21 protein-coding genes are annotated in these 18928 nt (G+C 75.5%); 10 read left to right on the top strand and 11 right to left on the bottom strand.

Features of this window, described 5'->3' with window-relative positions:
• Positions 1–33 precede the first annotated feature (33 nt).
• Genes egtD through egtA form a run of 4 tightly spaced genes read right to left on the bottom strand, consistent with a single transcriptional unit; the run spans position 34 to position 4482 of the window.
• On the bottom strand, positions 34–996 hold the full coding sequence (egtD, locus tag FHS37_RS29760; RefSeq protein ID WP_184826872.1) for an L-histidine N(alpha)-methyltransferase: 963 nt from the start codon (positions 994–996) through the stop codon (positions 34–36).
• Positions 993–1796 (bottom strand): ergothioneine biosynthesis protein EgtC, encoded by an 804-nt coding sequence (gene egtC / locus FHS37_RS29755; protein ID WP_184826870.1) that lies wholly within the window; start codon positions 1794–1796, stop codon positions 993–995. Before egtC ends, egtD begins: the two co-directional genes overlap by 4 nt.
• Entirely contained in the window at positions 1796–3112 is a 1317-nt protein-coding gene (gene egtB, locus FHS37_RS29750) for an ergothioneine biosynthesis protein EgtB (protein ID WP_184826868.1), read from the bottom strand. Before egtB ends, egtC begins: the two co-directional genes overlap by 1 nt.
• A complete protein-coding gene (gene egtA / locus FHS37_RS29745; RefSeq protein WP_184826866.1) occupies positions 3109–4482 on the bottom strand; it encodes an ergothioneine biosynthesis glutamate--cysteine ligase EgtA in 1374 nt (457 codons plus the stop codon). Before egtA ends, egtB begins: the two co-directional genes overlap by 4 nt.
• 297 nt (positions 4483–4779) lie before the next feature.
• On the opposite strand from egtA, the gene FHS37_RS29740 reads away from it, so the two are divergent.
• A complete protein-coding gene (locus FHS37_RS29740; protein WP_184826864.1) occupies positions 4780–5679 on the top strand; it encodes a TIGR02452 family protein in 900 nt (299 codons plus the stop codon).
• Here FHS37_RS29740 and FHS37_RS29735 read toward each other — a convergent pair.
• On the bottom strand, positions 5633–6076 hold the full coding sequence (locus FHS37_RS29735) for a type II toxin-antitoxin system PemK/MazF family toxin (RefSeq protein WP_184826862.1): 444 nt from the start codon (positions 6074–6076) through the stop codon (positions 5633–5635). The two genes, FHS37_RS29740 and FHS37_RS29735, sit on opposite strands and share 47 nt — an antisense overlap.
• 252 nt (positions 6077–6328) lie before the next feature.
• Here FHS37_RS29735 and FHS37_RS29730 point away from each other — a divergent pair, with 252 nt between their 5' ends.
• On the top strand, positions 6329–7150 hold the full coding sequence (locus FHS37_RS29730; RefSeq protein ID WP_184826859.1) for an aminoglycoside adenylyltransferase domain-containing protein: 822 nt from the start codon (positions 6329–6331) through the stop codon (positions 7148–7150).
• A gap of 60 nt (positions 7151–7210) precedes the next feature.
• On the opposite strand, the gene FHS37_RS29725 is transcribed toward FHS37_RS29730, so the two are convergent.
• Positions 7211–7414, bottom strand: a complete 204-nt coding sequence (locus FHS37_RS29725; RefSeq protein WP_184826857.1) for a hypothetical protein — start codon at positions 7412–7414, stop codon at positions 7211–7213.
• A gap of 311 nt (positions 7415–7725) precedes the next feature.
• Here FHS37_RS29725 and FHS37_RS29720 point away from each other — a divergent pair, with 311 nt between their 5' ends.
• Positions 7726–8154, top strand: coding sequence for a VOC family protein (locus FHS37_RS29720; RefSeq protein WP_184826855.1), 429 nt, complete (start codon positions 7726–7728; stop codon positions 8152–8154).
• Positions 8155–8291: 137 nt separating this feature from the next.
• A complete protein-coding gene (locus FHS37_RS29715) occupies positions 8292–8717 on the top strand; it encodes a CBS domain-containing protein (protein WP_184826853.1) in 426 nt (141 codons plus the stop codon).
• A gap of 48 nt (positions 8718–8765) precedes the next feature.
• Here FHS37_RS29715 and FHS37_RS29710 read toward each other — a convergent pair whose 3' ends face one another.
• Positions 8766–9218 carry a YbhB/YbcL family Raf kinase inhibitor-like protein gene (locus FHS37_RS29710; protein WP_184826851.1) on the bottom strand — a complete coding sequence of 151 codons (453 nt, stop codon included), beginning with the start codon at positions 9216–9218 and terminating at the stop codon, positions 8766–8768.
• Positions 9219–9283: 65 nt separating this feature from the next.
• Positions 9284–9739, bottom strand: a complete 456-nt coding sequence (locus tag FHS37_RS29705; RefSeq protein WP_184826849.1) for an archease — start codon at positions 9737–9739, stop codon at positions 9284–9286.
• Between the two features lie 140 nt (positions 9740–9879).
• Between FHS37_RS29705 and FHS37_RS29700 the strand changes: the two genes are divergently transcribed.
• Positions 9880–10527 (top strand): phosphoribosyltransferase, encoded by a 648-nt coding sequence (locus tag FHS37_RS29700; protein WP_184826847.1) that lies wholly within the window; start codon positions 9880–9882, stop codon positions 10525–10527.
• Positions 10528–10553: 26 nt separating this feature from the next.
• Here the strand turns inward: FHS37_RS29700 and FHS37_RS29695 are convergent, their stop codons facing one another.
• Positions 10554–11744 (bottom strand): CaiB/BaiF CoA transferase family protein, encoded by a 1191-nt coding sequence (locus tag FHS37_RS29695; protein ID WP_184826845.1) that lies wholly within the window; start codon positions 11742–11744, stop codon positions 10554–10556.
• 79 nt (positions 11745–11823) lie between these two features.
• The gene (locus FHS37_RS29690; RefSeq protein ID WP_184826843.1) at positions 11824–12060 is read right to left on the bottom strand and encodes a hypothetical protein; all 237 of its coding nucleotides are present in this window, start codon (positions 12058–12060) and stop codon (positions 11824–11826) included.
• 146 nt (positions 12061–12206) lie between these two features.
• Between FHS37_RS29690 and FHS37_RS29685 the strand changes: the two genes are divergently transcribed.
• Complete coding sequence (locus FHS37_RS29685) at positions 12207–13112, top strand: LysR family transcriptional regulator (RefSeq protein ID WP_184826841.1); 906 nt, start codon at positions 12207–12209, stop codon at positions 13110–13112.
• A gap of 25 nt (positions 13113–13137) precedes the next feature.
• On the opposite strand, the gene FHS37_RS29680 is transcribed toward FHS37_RS29685, so the two are convergent.
• Positions 13138–13716, bottom strand: a complete 579-nt coding sequence (locus tag FHS37_RS29680; protein ID WP_184826839.1) for a TetR/AcrR family transcriptional regulator — start codon at positions 13714–13716, stop codon at positions 13138–13140.
• A gap of 321 nt (positions 13717–14037) precedes the next feature.
• Between FHS37_RS29680 and FHS37_RS29675 the strand changes: the two genes are divergently transcribed.
• Genes FHS37_RS29675 through FHS37_RS29660 form a run of 4 tightly spaced genes read left to right on the top strand, consistent with a single transcriptional unit; the run spans position 14038 to position 18875 of the window.
• Positions 14038–14595 (top strand): 2Fe-2S iron-sulfur cluster-binding protein, encoded by a 558-nt coding sequence (locus tag FHS37_RS29675; protein ID WP_184826837.1) that lies wholly within the window; start codon positions 14038–14040, stop codon positions 14593–14595.
• Entirely contained in the window at positions 14592–15584 is a 993-nt protein-coding gene (locus FHS37_RS29670; protein WP_184826835.1) for an FAD binding domain-containing protein, read from the top strand. Before FHS37_RS29675 ends, FHS37_RS29670 begins: the two co-directional genes overlap by 4 nt.
• Positions 15581–17716, top strand: coding sequence for a xanthine dehydrogenase family protein molybdopterin-binding subunit (locus FHS37_RS29665; RefSeq protein ID WP_184826833.1), 2136 nt, complete (start codon positions 15581–15583; stop codon positions 17714–17716). The genes FHS37_RS29670 and FHS37_RS29665 overlap by 4 nt, the downstream gene beginning before the upstream one ends.
• Complete coding sequence (locus tag FHS37_RS29660; RefSeq protein WP_184826831.1) at positions 17709–18875, top strand: XdhC family protein; 1167 nt, start codon at positions 17709–17711, stop codon at positions 18873–18875. The genes FHS37_RS29665 and FHS37_RS29660 overlap by 8 nt, the downstream gene beginning before the upstream one ends.
• Positions 18876–18928: the final 53 nt, after the last annotated feature.

Here is an 18928-nt window from a genome sequence, read left to right as displayed (position 1 = left end):
GACGCCCGGCGTGCGTCGCCCGGCGTGCGTCGCTCAGCGCACGACGCTCAGCGACAGCGCGAACCGCCCCGCGTCGTCCGTCCACCACCGGGCCAGCTCCAGCCCCGCGGCCGCCAGTTCGGCGCGCACCCCCTCCTTCCGGAACTTCGCCGACACCTCGGTGCGCAGCTCCTCGCCCGCCGCGAAGTCGACGGCGAGGTCGAGGGCGGGGACCTTCACCGTCTGCGCGGGACGGGAGCGCAGCCGCATCTCGATCCACTCGTGCCGGGCGTCCCACAGGGCCACGTGGTCGAAGGAAGCGGGGTCGAAGTCGGCGCCCAGCTCCCGGTTGAGCACGGTCAGGACGTTCTTGTTGAAGGCGGCCGTCACCCCGGCCGCGTCGTCGTACGCCCGCACCAGCACCCGCTCGTCCTTCACCAGGTCCGTGCCCAGCAGCAGGGCGTCACCCGGCGCGAGCAGGCCACGGACCGAGGAGAGGAAGGCGGCGCGCTCGGCGGGCAGCAGATTGCCGATCGTGCCGCCGAGGAACGCCACCAGCCGCGGACCCGGGGTCCTCGGCAGCGTCAGGCGGGCGGTGAAGTCGGCGACCAGCGCGTGCACGTCCAGCCCCGGCCGCTCGGCGACGAGCGCCTGCCCGGCCCGGGTGAGGGCGCTCTCGCTGACGTCGACGGGCACGTAGGTGCGCAGATCGGTGAGGGCGTCGATCAGGTACCGCGTCTTCTCCGAGGAACCGGAGCCCAGTTCGACCAGGGTGCGGGCGCCGGCGGCCGCGGCGATCTCGCCCGAGCGGGCGACGAGGATCTCGCGTTCGGCGCGCGTCGGGTAGTACTCGGGCAGCGCGGTGATCCGCTCGAACAACTCGCTGCCGTGCGCGTCGTAGAACCACTTCGGCGGCAGCGTCCTGGGGCTGCCGGTCAGGCCCTCGAGGACGTCGGCGCGCAGCGCGGCGCCGGCGGCGTCCTCGGGCAGCGTGCGGGTGAGGAGGAACGGACTCACGTGAGGGGCTCCTTCGCGGGTGCGGGTGCGTCGACGGACGTCACGGCGCCGCCGGGTTCCCCGATCGGGGTCAGCAGCACGTCCGTGCGGCTCGCCGTCAGCAGGGTGCGGTCGGGGACCTCGCACCAGTGCGGATCGTCGTCGTACGGCTCGGAGGCCACGACGGTGCCGCCGCCGGGCCGGGAGAGGTGCCACAGCGTGTCGCCCCAGGCCGTCGCGGTGACGGTGTCGCCGTCGGTGAGCAGCAGGTTGAGCCGGGAGCCGGGGGCCGCCACGGCGACCTCCAGGACCGTGCCGGCCAGCGCCCGCTCCTGCGGGACACCGGCGCGCAGGCGGGCGAGCACGAGGGCCCACACGAACGCCGAGTCGTTGCGGGCCTCCAGCGACAGCACGTCCTCGGCGGCCAGGGCCGGCACGAGGGGCGCGAGCGAGCCGGGCCACCCCGGTACCGCCCCGTTGTGGCTGAACAGCCACGTCCCCGCGGCGAACGGCGCCGCCGCGGCCTCCGCGTCCGCGCCCGACAGCGTCGCGTCCCGTACGGCGGCGAGCAGCGCCCGGGTCCGGACCACCCGGGCGAGATCGGCGAACGACAGGTCCGCCCAGACCGGCCCGGCCCTGCGGTACCGGGCGGGCACCGGATCGCCCGGCGCGTACCAGCCCACGCCGAAGCCGTCGGCGTTGACCGTCCCGTGCCGCTGCCGCCGGGGGGCCCAGGACTGGCGGTAGAGGCCGTGGGCCGGCTCCACGAGCAGTCTGCCGAGCGGCTCCTCCGGCCCCACGTACGCCACGTGACGGCACATCAGGCGTCCTCCGAGCGCGCCGTGCGGAACCCGGAGAAGATCTGCCGCCGGACCGGCAGGTCCCAGTTGCGGAACGTGCCCCGGCAGGCCACCGGGTCCACCGCGAACGAACCGCCGCGCAGCACCTTGTACCCGGGCCCGAAGAACACCTCCGAGTACTCCTTGTACGGGAACGCCCGGAACCCCGGGTACGGCAGGAAGTCGCTCGCCGTCCACTCCCACACGTCGCCGATCAGCTGCCGCACGCCGAGCGGCGACTCACCGGCCGGATAGCTCCCGGCGGGCGCGGGGCGCAGGTGCCGCTGGCCGAGGTTGGCGTGCTCGGGCCCGGGGTCGGCGTCCCCCCAGGGGTAGCGCGTCGAACGGTCGCCGGCCGGGTCGTACCGGGCCGCCTTCTCCCACTCGGCCTCGGTGGGCAGCCGCCGTCCGGCCCAGCGGGCGTAGGCGTCGGCCTCGTACCAGCACACGTGCAGCACCGGCTCGTCGGGCGGCACGACCTCGGTGACACCGAACCGGCGGCGCAGCCACTGCCGGCCGTCGCGGCGCCAGAACAACGGCGCGGTGAGGGAGTTGCGGCGGACGTGGGCCCAGCCCCGTGCCGTCCACCAGCGCGGGTCGTCGTAGCCGCCGTCCTCGACGAACGCCTGGTAGGCGGCGTTCGTCACCGGGGTGGTGTCGATGAAGAAGGGCGGCACCTCGCGCCGGTGCGCGGGGCGTTCGTTGTCCAGCGCCCACGGTTCGGCCGAGGTGCCCATGGTGAACGGGCCGCCCGGAACGAGGACTTCGGACGGGCCGGTGAACAGCGGCACCGGGTCCGGGTCGGGAGCGGTCAGGGCCTGCGGCCCCTTGCGCAGCTGATGGGTGATCAGCATGGTCTCGTCGTGCTGCTGTTCGTGCTGCGCGATCATCCCGAAGACGAAACCCGCCTCCGTCAGCCGCGTCCCGCGGAACGCGGTGCTCTCCAGGACGTCCAGCGCCCGGCCCCGCACGTCCGCGGCGTACCGGCGGGCCTCGTCCGGCGGCAGCAGCGGCAGCTTCGGGCGTTCGGCGCGCGGGTGCTCGAAGGCGTCGTAGAGGCTGTCGATCTCGGGCCGTATCGCCTCCTGGCCGGCGACGGCCCGCAGCAGCCACTGCTCCTCCTGGTTGCCGATGTGCGCGAGGTCCCACACCAGCGGTGACATCAGCGGCGAGTGCTGCGCGGTCAGGTCGGGCTCGTCCACGCAGCCGGTCAGCAACGTGGTGCGGTCCCGCGCGGTGACCAGCGAGGCGACCGCACGCCCGCGCAGGGCTTCGGCGTCGAGGGCGAGGTCGGTCATGAGCGGGTGTCCTTCCCGTGCGGGTGCGTGCCGTGCGGATGCCGGGCAGGTGCGGGGGCGCCGTCGGTGCCGCGGGCCGCCTCGTGCGGACGGCCGTCGAACAGGCCGTCGCGCAGGCCGTCGAGCAGGTCGTCCGCCGGACAGCGGCCCCGGGCGACGTAGCGGTCGTGGTACGCCGCGACCGCGTCCGTGACGGCGGTGGTGGCGCCGAGCCGGGGCAGGGCCCGCAGCGCCGCCCCGAAACAGGTGGCGGCCACCTCGCGCAGCTCCGGGTCGGCCAGCCCGGAACGGGCCGCGTCCCGCCACAGCGGATTGTGCGGCGCGGGCATGCCGTGGGTCCGCTCGGCCAGTGGTTTCACCGCCCGGTAGGCGGTCTCGGTGGCCTCCGGGTCGTCGAACAGCGCCGCCGTCACGGCCAGCGGCACGATCCAGCCGTCGTCACCGGGCTGCGCGTCGATCATGCGCAGCTCCAGGTGACCGCGCGGCCTGACCGGCGGGAACAGCGTCGTGACGTGGTAGTCGAGGTCCTCCCGGGTCGGCGGCCTGGGCACGCCGGACCTGACCCACTCCCGGAAGGTCAGCCCCTCCGGTACGTCCCACGGCCCGCCGTCCCGCCGTACGCACATCACCGGCGCGTCCAGGACGTGCCGGGCCCAGGCGCCGCGCGGGTCGGTGTCCAGTGCGGGGCCGCCCGCCCGGCCGGCGCCGATCTGCGCCCAGCGCAGCTGCCGCGTGGACAGCCACCCGGTCGGCCGGTGACCGGCGATCGGGGAGTTGGCGAACACGGCCACCAGGACCGCGCCCAGCTGGTGCGCCAGCCACCAGCGCCGTACGTGACCGAGGGGACCGGGCTCCTCGTGCCCGGCGTCCAGGCACACCTGCACGGAGGCGGAGGTGCACATCATCGCGCGGCCGGCGGGGCCGGTGCGGTCGAGGCAGGTCTCCATGGCGTCGTAGCGCGCCTCGCGCAGGAACCGGCGCGGCGCCTGCCAGGGGTCGTGACCGAGGCCGACGAGCACCAGGCCGTCCTCGCGCAGCACCGCACGGGCGGCGTCGAGGTCGGCGGAGACGGTGCCGATGCACTCCATCAGCGAGGCGGCGGGCGGCGAGCTCAGTTCCAGCTGGCCGCCGGGCTCGACGGTGAGCGCCGACCTCAGGGGCACGGTCCGCAGAGCGGCGTAGGCCGCTGCGAGCCGTTCGGGTGACACGGGGAGCCGCGGGTCGCGCAGCTCGTGGACCAGCCACTCCACCTCGACCCCGAGGCGGCGCGGCGGTCCGGTCTTGAAGCAGATGCCCCGTACCAGGGCTTCCGCATCGGTTTCCGTGACGGCGGTCCGTGGCTGGAGGCAGCCACCTGCCGGATCGGACATGTCGGGATCCTCCTGAGATTCCACCATGTCGCCGGCCCGGAGCGCGGTGATCCGGGCCGGCCCAACGCGTCCACCCAAAGCCCTCACGGCGCTCGGCACAAGGGCGCCTGGCGGCGCGTTCCGGACGGACGATTTCTCCGTTGCGCCCGTTCCCCAGGGCTTTTCCGCCCGTTCTCCGGGACCCCGGACGGAGAAAACTCCGTTGCGCCGCCTCACCAGCATCGCTCACGATGCCTGCATGAGCACGACGGGGGAGATCGCGCGACGCGCGGTCACGACGCGTACGGGGGTCGCGGCGTGAGCGCGCGCCTGCGGGGCATCGCCCGCGAGACCGAGCGGATCGTGGCGGAGGGCGGCTACCGCGCGCCGGACGGGCGCGAGGTGTCCCTCCTGGCGGCGATCGAGGCCGCGCGGGACGGTACGCGGACGTACGGGCCGGATCCGGTCCCGTTCCCGGAGTTCCGGCCGGTGGACACCCGGATCGAGGTCACCGGCGAGAGCAGTCTGGAAGCCGCGCGACGGCTCGCGGACGGGCCGTCCGCCCCCGGCGGCGGACCCGCCGTGCTGAACTTCGCCTCCGCCCGGAACCCCGGCGGCGGCTACCTCAACGGCGCCCAGGCCCAGGAGGAGGCCCTGTGCCGCGCCTCCGCGCTGTACACCTGTCTGCTGCGGGCCCAGGTCCCCTACTACGACCACCACCGCGCGCACCGCGACCCGTTCTACACGGACCGGGTCGTCCACTCGCCCGCCGTGCCCGTCTTCCGCGACGACCGCGGCCGTCTCCTGGACGAGCCGTTCACGGCCGGCTTCCTCACCTCGCCCGCGCCCAACGCGGGGGTCGTCCTGCGGACGGCGCCGGAGCGCGCGGGAGAACTGCCCCGGGCCCTGGCCGTACGCGCCGAGCGCGTGCTGGAGACCGCCGTGGCCCACGGCTACCGGCGGCTGGTGCTCGGCGCGTGGGGCTGCGGGGTCTTCCGCAACGACCCGGCCCGGGTGGCGGCGGCGTTCCGCTCGCTGCTGGAGCCCGGCGCGCGCTTCGCGGGCGCCTTCGAGCACGTGGTCTTCGGGATCCTGGACCGCACCCGCGGGAGCGCGGTCCGCGCCGCGTTCGAGCGGACGTTCGCCGACCTCGTGCCGGAGGCTGCGGGGGTCAGCTCCAGCCGTACCGCTCCCGCAGCCGCTGACGCACGAGGTTGAACCGCATCCGGTCCAGGGCGCACGCCTCCCGGCGCATGCCCTCCTCGTGCAGCCGCAGCACCCGGTCGACGGCGACCCACGACTCCCGGCCCGACCGGTCCCACGGCCCGCTGCCGATCGGCACCCGGTCCCGCCCGTCGCGCCGCTTGCTGGTCAACTGCACGGCGAGGACGGTCCCGGCCGGCTCGCGGGCGACGACGAGCACCGGACGGTCCTTGCCCCGGCCGTCGTTCTCCTCGTAGGGCACCCAGGTCCAGACGATCTCCCCGGGATCGGGGTCGCCGTCGTGGGCGGGCGAGTACTCGGTGCGCACCCGGCCCACCGTGCGGGGTGCGGCCTCGGCGGTGGCGAAGGGGCCGTGGCGGCCCGGGGCGTCCTCGGGGCTGTAGGCGGTCACGGGCGTACCGTACGGGACGCCCGTGGCGCCTCCGCCGGCCGCCCCGGACGCCGGGGGACCGGGAGCGGCCCACGCGGCCGGGCCGTGGGACGCCGGCGCCGCCGCGGTCACCCGTGAGGAGAGGAGGACGGCACGCGGAAGCCGCCGACGCGGAGCGCCACAGGGGCCGGACAGGCCGCTGCCGACTGCATCCGCCCCGCCGAGGGGGCGCGACACGGGCGCGCAGGTGCGCGACGGGACGACACTGGCCCCATGAACCCTGCTGCCGCCCCGCCCCGCGAGGTCCGCGCCTACCTGGACGAGCTGGCCCACCGCACCCGTGCCGTCTGCGGCCCCCACCTGGTGAGCGTCCTCGCCGTCGGCTCCCTCGCGCTCGGCGACTACCGGCACGGACGCAGCGACGTCGACGTGACGACGGTGGTGGACCGCTCCCTTCCCCGGCGGGCGCTGCCCGAACTGGCCGGGGCACTGGCCCACCCCGCCCTGCCCTGCCCCGCGGCCGGGCTGGAACTGGTCGTGTACCCGGCCGACTTCACCGCCCGCCCGTCCGGGGAGGCGGGGTACCTGATGGACCTCAACACCGGCCCGTCCCTGCCCGAGCGGGTCAGCTACGACCCGGGGGAGTCACCGGCGTTCTGGTACGTCCTCGACCGCTCCATCGCCCACCAGAGCGGTCTTCCGCTGTTCGGCAGACCGGTGCGGGAGGTGATCGCCGCACCGGAGCGGCCCGCCGTGCTCGCCGCACTCCGGGCCTCCGTGCGGGAACACGCCGCCGGCGAGGGGCACGTCGCCGACAACCGCGTGCTCAACGGCTGCCGTTCCGTGGTGTACTGCCGCACGGGACACTGGTTCGCCAAGCGCAGGGCGGCCGAGGCGGTCGCCGCCTCCGAGGAGGCGTTCCGGCCGCTCGTCGAGGCCGCGCTGCGCAGTTTCGAGCGGCCCCGGGAGTCCGCGCTCCCGCTGCCCGCGGCACGGGTGCGGGAGTTCCTGGCCTGGGCGGCCGAACGCGTCGACGAGGCCGTCGGGGCCGTCGGATCCGCCGAGCCCGAAGGCGGGCACACCGGTTCACGGTGACGCCGGGCGAGGGCGGTGCCCCGTCCGTGTGCCGGCCCGGGTGCCGACCGCCGTGCCGGATCAGGCGGCGTGCCGGCCCCGATGGGCGTGGCGCCCGCTCGTCGACGAGGACCTGGCGGACGGACCGCCCCCGCCCCCCGGCAGAACGCGCAGGCGGGGCGGACGGGGCGAGTCGTCCCTCCCCAGCAGACGGTCCTCGACGTGTGTCATGAGCATCAGCAGCAGGCCCAGCCCGGGCAGCAGCAGGAACGCGACGGTGAGCACGGTGTCCCTCCCCTGAGGCGGTGTGCCGTTCGGGTGCCCCGGAGAACGGGAACCAGCCCCATCGCGTCAGGGCCCGGTGACCGACGGAACCCGCCCCTACGATTTCTGCGACCCACCGGGGGAGCCACCGTGGAAACGATCGTCGTCCGGTTGCCGGGACCCGTCCGGCCGCCCGTGGACGCGGCGGCGCCGGGAAACCGGTCGACGGGTGCCGGGGAGGCCGCCTAGGCTCCGGTGTGCGGCATCGCGTGTCGGTCACCGGCCGGGTGAGGCATGGAGGTGCCGCGGATGCCCCCGGAGGCATTGACACCATGTCAGTCGAGTTCAACCACACCATCGTTCTCACCCGTGACCGCGAGAAGTCCGCCCGTTTCCTCGCGGAGGTCCTGGGACTGGAGGTCGGGGAACCGGCCGGGATGTTCCTGCCGGTGACGACCGCCAACGGCGTCACCCTGGACTTCGCGACCGTCGACGCAGACATCCCCGTGCAGCACTACGCGTTCCTCGTCTCCGAGGACGAGTTCGACGCGATCCTCGCCCGGCTCGTGGACGCCGGGGTCCCCCTCCAGGCCGATCCGCACGGACGGCACCCCCGTCGGATCAACCGCAACGACGGCGGACGCGGCGTGTACTTCCGGGACCCGGCCGGGCACGGCCTCGAGGCCATCACACGGCCGTACGGCAGTGATCCGGCCTCGCCGCTGAACGGCACGACGGAGGAGGTCCCCGGGGCGGTGTAGGGCGGACCCGGTCGGCCTCCGTCCGCCCGCCGGGGCGGGCGGACGGAGGCCGACCGGCGACCGGTTTACGCACCGCGCTGCGGGCTACGCGGCGGACACGGAGGAAGACCCGTCCGACCAGTTCCCCGGAGGTGCCCATGACCCGGCGGATACGGGACGTGATGTCACCGGACACCGCGTCCGTGGAGCCCATGACCACGGTGGCGCGGGCGGCGCGCCTGATGCGCGAGCGGGACGTCGGCGACGTGCTGGTGGCGTACGACTGCGATCTCTTCGGCGTGCTCACCGACCGCGACATCGTGCTGCGGGCCGTCGCCGAGGGACACGACCCGGAGACCACGACGGTCGGTTCCCTGTGCACGCGCCCGCCCCTGGTGACCCTCGCCCCCGAGGACACCACCGATCACGCCGTCGAGCTGATGCGGCGGTACGCCGTGCGCCGGCTCCCGGTCGTCGAACGCGGCGGATGCCCCGTCGGCGTGGTCAGCCTCGGCGACCTCGCCGCCACCGAGGACCCGCACTCCGCGCTGGCGGACATCAGCAGGGCGGCCCCGACCCACTGACGCACGCCCCCGCCGCCGCCCTTTCCGGGGCGGCGGCGGGGGCGTGCGTCAGCGCTGGTAGAGGCCCACCAGCGTGCCGCTGGCGAGCTGCGCCCGGTCGACCGCCTCGTGCACCTGCTCCGCCCGGGGCGCGTCGGGCAGGACGCACGGCTCGGAGAGGGCGTAGAGCCGGAAGAAGTAGTGGTGCGCGTCGTCCCCCGGGGGAGGGTGCGGCCCGCCCCAGCCGCGCTCGCCGTAGCCGTTGACGAGTTCGGTCCCCCGCGGGGGACTCTGCCCCGCCGGGACCCCGTCGCTGCGGGGGTCGATCCCCACCACGATCCAGTGCACGAAGGTGCCCGACGGCGCGTCGGGGTCCTCGCACAGCAGCACCAGCTCCGCCGCGTCGTCCGGTACCCCGCTCCAGGTCAGCGAAGGAGAGACATTGGCTCCCTCGTACGCGTACCGGCGTGCGATGAAGGCGTGGTCGTTGAAGGCGTCACTGCCGATGTCGATGCCGCTCATGCGCCCCGGAGTACCCCGGCGCCCCCGGGGGCATGCGACGCGCGCCGGGGCACCGGCGCCGTCGCTCAGCCGTCCACCGTGACCACACAGGACCAGCCGTACGGTCCCGGCCCGATCCGCGACTCCTCCCAGACCACGGCCGTCGGCAGGGCCCCGGTGACCCGCACGTCCGCCAGCCCGGCGACCGCCAGCCGCACGTCCAGCCCGCCCTCGGCCTCGTCCGCCTCCACGTCCACCGGAACCTGCCCGTGCGCCTGGAGCCGGTAGAGGATCTCGTCCAGCAGCGCGGTCAGCAGGTCGTCGTCACTGGCCTCGCCCAGCCGGATGCGGCCCACGCCGGTCGGGCGCACCCCGGAGACGTCGGCGAAGCACTCCACCACCGCCGCCACGGCCTCCGCCAGACAGTTCTCCCGGCTCCCCGCCCACGCCTCGATGCGGACGTCGTCCTCCTGCGGCACCGCCCGGTGCCCGCTGTCACCCGGCTGCCGCACCTGCCCGTAGTCGCCCGTGTCACCGACCATGCATCTCGCCTGCCCGACGGCCGCCCACCCATGCAGGGCCGCCCCGGCGAACGGCGGACGTGCGCGCTTCGGTCGCCCGGGAGCGGGGTACGCGGGTGCCGGACCAGGTGCCGTCCCCGTGCGGAGGGAGGCCATCCGCCATGCGGTTCCGTGATCGCCGGCAAGCCGGCCGCGAACTGGCCGAACGGCTGCGGACGCGTCAGGACGAGGGGGCCCTGCCCGACCCCGTCGTACTGGCCCTGCCCCGCGGCGGCGTCGCCGTGGCACAGGAGGTCGCCCGGGCGCTGGACGCCCCGCTCGACGTCCTCGTCGTCCGGAAGGTCGGCGCGCCCCACCACGAGGAGTTCGGCGTCGGCGCGATGGCCGGCGACGGGGTGCCGCTGTTCGACGCGGACTCCCTGCGCCGACTGGGTCTGAGCGAGGCCGACCTCGCCCCCGTCGTCGAGCGCGAGCGCACCGAACTGCGCCGCCGCGAACGGCTCTACCGTCAGGACCGGCCCGCTCCCGACCTCCGGGGACGGACCGTGGTCGTCGTCGACGACGGACTGGCGACCGGCTCCACGGCCCGCGCCGCCCTGCGCTCCCTGCGGCGGCGGGACCCCGCCCGGGTCGTGCTGGCCGCCCCGGTCTGCTCACCGGAGGGCGCCGCGCTCATGCGCGCCGAGGCCGACGAGGTGGTCTGCCTGCACGAACCGGCCGCGTTCATGGCCGTGGGGCAGTGGTACGACGACTTCGGGCAACTGACGGACGAGGACGTGCTGGCGGCGCTGCACCAGCGGCAGGGGTAGGGACCTCCGTCCGGACCGGGGCCGGCTCAGACGACGGAGTCCGCGCGCAGCGCCTCGATGTCCCCGGGGGAGTGGCCCAGCTCCGTCAGGATCGCCTCCGTGTGCTCGCCGACGGCCGGTACCGGGTCCATGCGCGCCGGCAGACCGGCGAGGTCGGCGGGCGGCAGCAGCGCCTGGACGGTCGCGCCCGGCACCCCGACCTCGCGCCAGCGGTCGCGGGCGGCGAGGACCGGGTGGTCGAGGAACGCGGCGACGTCGTTGACCCCGGCGCAGGCGATGCCGATCGCCTCCAGGTCCGCGAGCAGCTCCTCGGCGTCGGAGCGGGCGAAGCGCTCGGCGACGATCGCGTTCAGCTCCTCCCGGTGGGCCACCCGGTCGGAGCCCGTGGCGAAGCGCGGATCGCGGGTCAGTTCGGGCCGGCCGAGGAACTCGGCGCACAGGGCCGCCCATTCGCGATCGTTCTGGACGGAGAACAGCACCTCGCGGCCGTCGGCGGCCCGGTAGGTCCCGTACGGGGCGATGGTGGCGTGCTGGGTGCCCAGGCGCGGGGGCTGGCTGCCGCCGTAGCGGGTGTAGTAGGCGGGCTGGCCCATCCACTCGGCCAGCGCCTCGAACAGCGACACCTCCACCGGATGGGCCGTGCCGGTGGTCGCGCGGGCGTACAGGGCGGTGAGCACGCCGCTGTACGCGTACATCCCGGCGGCGATGTCGGCGACGGAGATGCCGGTGCGCGCGGTCCCGTCCGCCGTCCCGGTCAGCGACACCAGACCCGTCTGGCACTGCATCAGCAGGTCGTACGCCTTGCGGTCCGCCCAGGGCCCGGTCGTGCCGTAGCCGGAGATCGTGCACGGGATCAGCCGCGGGTAGCGGCGGGTGAGCTCCTCGGCTCCCAGGCCGAGGCGGGCGGCGGCGCCCGGCGCGAGGTTCTGCACGAACACGTCGGCGTCCGCGAGGAGCCGGTGCAGGATCGCGCGGCCCCGCGGATCCTTCAGGTCCAGGGTGAGGGACTCCTTGGAGCGGTTGATCCACACGAAGTAGCTGGAGTGGCCGTGGACGGTCGTGTCGTAGCGGCGGGCGAAGTCGCCCTCGCCCGGCCGCTCCACCTTGATCACCCGGGCGCCGAGATCGGCCAGCTGCCGGGTGGCGTAGGGCGCGGCCACCGCCTGCTCCAGGCTGACCACCGTGATCCCGGACAAGGGATGTCTCTGCACGTCCACGCCTCCTGCCGGGCCCGGGGATCACCGGCCTCGATTAGTACGACCGGGGCGGGCCGCCTGTCAACGGCCGCCCGCCCGGTCACCGGCCCGCCCGGCTCCACGGAAGGCCGGCGGGCCTGCTGCGGGACACGATGCGCACGCCGCGGTCGTCGACGGCACGGACCTGGAGCGAACCGCAGCCGCACCGGGTCCACACGGTGCTGCCCGTCGCGGTGCCGTGCCGGGAGACCACCTGGAACGGCTCGGCGTCGTCCGGCCACCCGCAGTACGGGCAGACGGCTCCGGTCGTACCCGTGGTGCCGGTCGTGCTGGTCATGGTGACTCCTCGCTCCCTCGTGGCTTCCCCGTGCGCTTCCCCGCGCGCCGGGTGCTCGTCGACCGCCGCGACACAGCAAGGGTGCGACGGAACGTCCGTACACGTCCAGGTTGACTTTCCGCACGCCAACGTGAAGCGTGGGCTTCATGATTGACCTGCGCCGACTGCACGTCCTGCGGGCGGTCGCCCACTACGGCACGGTCACCGCGGCCGCCCGCGCCCTGCACTTCACCCCGTCCGCCGCCTCGCAGCAGATCCGCCAGCTCGCCCGCGACCTGGACGTCGAACTGCTGGAACCGCAGGGGCGCGGGGTACGGCTCACCCCGGCCGCCGAGAGCCTGCTCGCGCACGCAGACGCCATACAGGCGCGTTGGGAGCAGGCGGAACTGGACCTGCGGGCCGACCACGGCGCCCCGGCCGGGCCGCTGCGCGTGACCGGGTTCCCGGTGGCGGTCTCGGTGCTGCTGGCGCCCATGGCCGCCCGGCTGGGCGAGCGACACCCGAAGCTGTCGGTGCGGATCGCCGAGGCCGGGGTACCGCAGAGCTTCGACCTGCTCTTCGAGGGGGCCGCCGACCTGGCCGTCGTGGAGTCCACCCCGCACAACCCGCCGCTGGGCGACACGCGGTTCGACCAGCAACCGCTGCTGGACGACCCGTTCGACCTGGTGGTCCCCCGGGGGCACCCCCTGGCCCGGCGCGAGCGGATCGACCTCGCCGAGGCGGCGCGCGAGGCGTGGATCGCGCCGGTGCCGGAGAGCCCCTGCCGGCTGCACGTGATGTCCGCGTGCGGCGCGGCCGGATTCGCCCCGGACGTCGTCCACCACGCCCTCGACTGGAACGTCACCGCCCACCTCGTCGCCCACGGACTCGGCGTCGCCCTGATCCCGCGCCTGGCCCAGCTGACCCCGCACCTGCCGATCACCCGCGTCCGCTGCGCCGGCGACCCGCACCGCAAGCTGCTGACCTGCACGCGCGGCGGCGGCCACGTCCGGCCGGCGGTTCAGGCCGCGCTGCGGGAACTGCGGGAGCTGGCGCCGACGGCGGTCGCCTGAGGGGCGGGGGAGCCGGCGGGGGAAGCTACCGCCCGCGCGCCCCCGCGCGCAGCCCGTCCATGACGATGTCCAGCAGCCGGGTGGCGCGCGGCTGCCAGTCCCCGTCCGGGTCGATCTGCCAGAGGCCGGCGATGGCGAGGTAGAAGTCGTCCGCGGTCACCCCCGGGCGGATGGCGCCGGCCTCCTCGCAGGCGCGCAGCAGGAGTTCGGCCGCCTCGGTCACCGCGTTGTGTCCCGGCTTCGCCGGGCTCCCCGGCCCGCTGGTGGCCTGCCGGATGGCGTCGGCCAGCCCGGCCTTGGCCATGGCGAACCGGGCCAGCCGGTCCATCCACTCGCGCAGGGCCCGGTCGGGCTCCCGGGCCGCCAGCAACCGGGCCGCGCTCTCGGCGACCTGCCGCATCTCGTGCCGGTAGACCTCCAGGACGAGCGCCTCGCGGCTGGGGAAGTTCCGGTAGAACGTGCCCTGTCCGACGCCCGCCTTCCTGGCGATCACGCTCAGCGGGGCGTCCGCCGAGCGCGTGAGTTCGGCCAGGGCCACGTCCAGGATGCGCTCGCGGTTGCGCTGCGCGTCCGCACGCAGGGGTGCGTCCTTCTTCTCCCGCACGCGTGACTCCTCCCGGGCCGTGGCCGAAACCCGTTCTTGTTGACCGGACAGCTGTCCACTAACTTCTTCCGGTAGCGGACAGCTGTCCGCTTCGCCTCATCGTATCGGCGGGCGCGGACGGCGTGGAACGGCCGGCGCCGCGGCCCGCGCGACCGGTGCCCCGGCCCCCGCGTCCCGCATGACCGTCCGCCCGTGCCCCCCTCCGTACGTCCGCATGGTTCCCGAACCGCGCCCGCCCGTACAGCCCCCGCGTCACCGACCCCGCACACCGTCCGGAACGCCGTCCCGGAACGCCCCCGGATCCGCGAAGGAAGGCTGCCCATGGCCCCCTCGACGTCCAGCACCGTCACCCTGGACATCAACGGCGAGAAGCACACGCTGTCCGTCGACCACCGCACCACCCTGCTCGACGCCCTGCGCGAGCGACTCGATCTGACCGGCACCAAGAAGGGCTGCGACCAGGGACAGTGCGGGGCCTGCACCGTCCTGGTCGACGGCCGCCGCACCGTGTCCTGCCTCCAACTGGCCGTCGCGGCCGAGGGACGCGAGATCACCACCGTGGAGGGCGTGGCCGAGGGCGGGCGGCTGCACCCGGTGCAGCAGGCCTTCCTCGACCTGGACGGCTTCCAGTGCGGCTACTGCACGCCCGGTCAGATCTGTTCGGCCGTCGCGGTCATCGAGGAACACGCCGCCGGCTGGCCCAGCGCCGTCACCGACGACGTACGGCCCGAAGCGGGACCGCCACCGCTGACCCCCGAGGAGATCCGGGAGCGGATGAGCGGCAACCTCTGCCGCTGCGGCGCCTACGCGCCGATCGCCGAGGCCGTCGCCCGCGCGGCCGCGCAGGCCCGGGCCGGGGCCGGGGAGGCGGTGGCATGAGGGAGTTCGACTACCGGCGCGCGGACGACGTCCCCGGTGCCGTGGCGCTGCTCGGCGCCGACCCGGACGCCCGCTACCTCGGCGGCGGCACCAATCTCGTCGACCTGATGAAGACCGGCGTCGAGCGCCCCGCCCGGCTCGTCGACGTCCGCGGGCTCCCGCTGGACCGGATCGAACCGGCCGACGACGGCGGGCTGCGCATCGGCGCCACCGTCACCAACAGCGACCTCGCCGCCCACCCCGAGGTCCGCCGCCGCTACCCGGCCCTGGCCCAGGCGGTGCTCGCCGGCGCCTCCGGGCAACTGCGCAACATGGCGACCGTCGGCGGCAACCTGCTCCAGCGCACCCGCTGCGGCTACTTCGCCGACGTGACCCAGCCCTGCAACAAGCGCGCGCCCGGCAGCGGGTGTCCCGCCGTCGCCGGCGAGCACCGCAACCACGCAGTCCTGGGCGCCTCCGACCACTGCGTGGCCGTCCACCCGTCCGACATGGGCGTGGCGCTGACCGCCTTCGACGCGGTCGTCTCGTACGAAACGGCCGACGGCCCGGGGCGGTTGCCGCTCGACGGCTTCTACCTGCCCGTGGGCGACACCCCGCACCTGGAGACCGCCCTGCCGCCCGGCGCGCTCGTCACCGGCGTCACCCTGCCGCCCGCGCCGGCCGCCGCCCGCTCCCGCTACCGCAAGGTCCGCGAACGCGCCTCGTACGCCTTCGCGATCGGCTCGGTCGCCGCCGCCCTCGACGTCCGCGACGGAGTCGTGCGCGAGGCGCGCCTGGCCTTCGGCGCGGTGGCGTCCCGGCCGTGGCGGGCCCGGGCGGCCGAACGCGTCCTGACCGGGGCCCCGGCCACCGCGGAGTACTTCGCCGCGGCCGCGGACGCCGAACTGGCGGCGGCCAGGCCGCTGCCCGACAACGGATACAAGGTGACCCTCATGCGCAACCTCGTGGTGGCCGTGCTGTCCGGACTCGCCGAGGAGGCCGCCCGATGACCACCGCCCCCACGACCGGCCGCACGCCGGTGACCGGTGCCGTCGGCACCGCGCACATACGCGTGGAGGGCCGCGACAAGGTCACCGGGGCCGCCCGCTACGCCGGCGACGTCCCCTTCGCGGACCTCGCCCACGGGCGCCTGGTGCTGTCCACGGTCGCCCGCGGCCGGATCCGCTCCGTCGGGGCCTCCGGCGTGCTCGGCATGCCGGGCGTGCTCGCCGTCCTGCACCACGGGAACGCCCCGCGCGTCGACACCGACTACACCGGCATCCTGGGCGTCCCGCCGGACCCGACCGCCGCCGTCTTCCAGCACGACCGGATCCCGCACGCCGGGTGGCCCGTCGCGCTCGTCGTCGCCGAGACCCCCGAACAGGCCCGCGAGGCCGCCGAGGCGCTCGTCGTCACCTACGAACGGCAGCCGCACGACATCGCGTTCCGTGCGGACCGCCCGGACGCGTACCCGGTGGACGGGCACATGCCCGCCGCGACGGAGAAGGGCGACCTGGAGGCCGGACTCGCCGCCTCCGCCCACGTGGTGGACGCGGAGTACACCACGCCCGAGGAACACCACGCCATGATGGAGCCGCACGCGGCGACCGCCCGGTGGGACGGCGGCCGGCTCGAGGTCGTCGACTCCAACCAGGGCACCACCTGGGTCGCCGACGAACTCGCCAGGATGTTCTCCCTCGAACCGTCCGCCGTGCGGGTGCGCTCCGAGCACGTCGGCGGCGGCTTCGGCAGCAAGGGCCTGCGGGCCCACCAGGTGTCCGCCGTGATGGCCGCGACCGCCCTGCGGCGTCCGGTGCGCGTCGTGCTGACTCGCCGTCAGATGTTCTCGCTCACCGGCTACCGCAGCCCCACCACCCAGCGGATCCGGCTCGGCGCCGACGCCGACGGGCGGCTGCGCGCCCTGGAGCACCGCTCGCTGAACCAGACGTCGACGGTGTGGGAGTTCGTCGAGCCGGGCGCCGGGCCGGCCCGGGTGATGTACGACGCCGACGCCCACCGCACGGTGAACGAGGTCGTACGGCTGGACGTGCCCTCCCCGACGTGGATGCGCGCGCCGGGCGAGGCGCCGGGATCGTTCGCGCTGGAGGCGGCCCTCGACGAACTCGCCGAGAAGTGCGGCGTCGACCCGATCGAGCTGCGGCTGCGCAACGAGCCCGAGCGGGGCCCGGTCTCCGGGCTGCCGTTCGCCGGCCGCAACCTGGCCGCCTGCTTCCGCGAGGGCGCCCGCCGCTTCGGCTGGGCCGGCCGCGACCCGCGCCCCGGCGTGCGGCGCGACGGGCGCTGGCTGCTCGGCACCGGCACGGCCGCCGCCTCCTTCCCCGCGGGGGCCCTCCCGTCGACGGCCGCGGTGACCGCCGAGGCGGACGGCACCTTCACCGTGCGGATCGCCGCGGCCGACATCGGCACCGGGGCCCGTACGGCGCTCACCCTGGTCGCCGCCGACGCGCTGCGGGTGGCGCCCGACCGGGTCCGGGTGCGGATCGGCGACAGCGACTTCGGGCCGGCGGGGCTGGCCGGCGGCTCGATGGGCACCCGGTCCTGGGCCTGGGCGGTCACCGTCGCCGCCGAGGAACTGCGGGACCGGCTCCTGCCGGGCGTCGCCGTGCCGCCGGAGGGCGTCACCGTGCGCTCCGACACCACCGCCGCCCTCGGCGCCCTCGCCCAGAAGGAGCGGCACTCCTTCGGGGCGCAGTTCGCCGAGGTCGCCGTGGACGTCACCACCGGTGAGGTGCGGGTGCGCCGGATGCTGGGGATCTTCGCGGCGGGCCGGATCGTCAACCCGCTCACCGCGCGCAGCCAGCTCGTCGGCGGCATGACCTGGGGCATCTCCATGGCCCTGCACGAGGAGGCGGTCCGCGACCACGCCTCGGGCGGCGTCCACGGCGCCGACCTGGCCGGCTACCACATCGCCACCCACGCCGACGTGCCGGCGATCGAGGCGGACTGGGTGGACGACCCGGACCCCGACGACCCGGTCGGCATCAAGGGCATCGGCGAGGTCGGCATCGTGGGCGCCGCGGCGGCCGTCGCCAACGCGGTCTGGCACGCGACCGGCGTACGCCACCGCGACCTGCCCATCCGCCCGGACCGGGTGCTGCGGGCGGGAGGGCCGCGTGTCTGACGTCGCCGGTGAGCTGTGCCGATGGCTGGACGAAGGCAGGGAGTTCGCCGTGGCCACGGTCGTGTCCGTGAACGGCAGCGCACCGCGCGGCCCGGGCGCCGCCCTCGCCGTCGACCGCGAGGGCACGGCGATCGGCTCGGTCTCCGGCGGCTGCGTGGAGGGCGCGGTGTACGAGCTGTGCGTGCGGGCGCTCGAGGACGACGGGACGCGGGTCGAGCGGTTCGGCCACAGTGACGAGGACGCCTTCGCGGCGGGCCTGACCTGCGGCGGCGTCATCGACGTCCTGGTGACCCCGGTCGGCGCCCGCGCCCCCGTCCGGCAGGTGCTCCGATCGGCGCTCTCGGCCGCCGTCCGGGGCGAGCCGGGGGCCCTCGCCCGGGTCGTCCGGGGCCCGGCGGACCTGCTCGGCGGGGCCCTGTTCGTCCGCCCGGACGGCTCCTGCGAGGGCGGCCTCGGCGGGGACCCGGAGCTGGACCGGACGGCGGCGGCCGAGGCCCGGGCCCTGCTGGACGGCGGGCGCACCGGCACGGTCGACCTGTCCGCGGACGGTTCCCGCTGCCCCGGCGGACTCACCTTGTTCGTCGAGTCCTCGGTACCGCCGCCCCGCATGATCGTCTTCGGTGCGATCGACTTCGCGGCGGCCCTGGTGCGGGTGGGCAGGTTCCTCGGCCACCGTGTCACCGTCTGCGACGCCCGCCCGGTCTTCGCCACCCGGGCCCGGTTCCCGGAGGCCGACGAGGTCGTGGTCGACTGGCCGCACCGCTACCTGCGCGGCACCGCGACCGACGCGCGCACGGTGCTGTGCGTGCTCACCCATGACCCGAAGTTCGACGTCCCCCTGCTGAAGGAGGCCCTGCGGATGCCGGTGGCCTTCGTGGGGGCGATGGGGTCGCGCCGTACCCACGCCGACCGCGAGCGGCGGCTGCGCGAGGCGGGCGTGGGGGAGCGGGAGCTGGCCCGGCTCAGGTCCCCGATCGGCCTCGACCTCGGCGCCCGTACGCCGGAGGAGACCGCCCTGTCCATCGCGGCGGAGATCGTCGCGGCCCGCCGGGGCGGCACGGGCGCGCCCCTGACCGGCTCGGACGTGCCGATCCACCGCGACGACCGGGACGACCGCCACGACCGCGACGTCGAGCGGAGCGCGGCGGGCGCCGCCTGAGCGACGGGCACGCGCACGGCGCGGGGGCCGGAGCCGTGCAGGCTCCGGCCCCC

The sequence above is a fragment of the Streptomyces griseomycini genome (assembly GCF_014203535.1).
Lineage (GTDB): Bacteria > Actinomycetota > Actinomycetes > Streptomycetales > Streptomycetaceae > Streptomyces > Streptomyces griseomycini.
The sequence above is the reverse complement of the archived record's forward strand: the minus strand, read 5'-3'. Positions and strand labels throughout refer to the sequence as shown.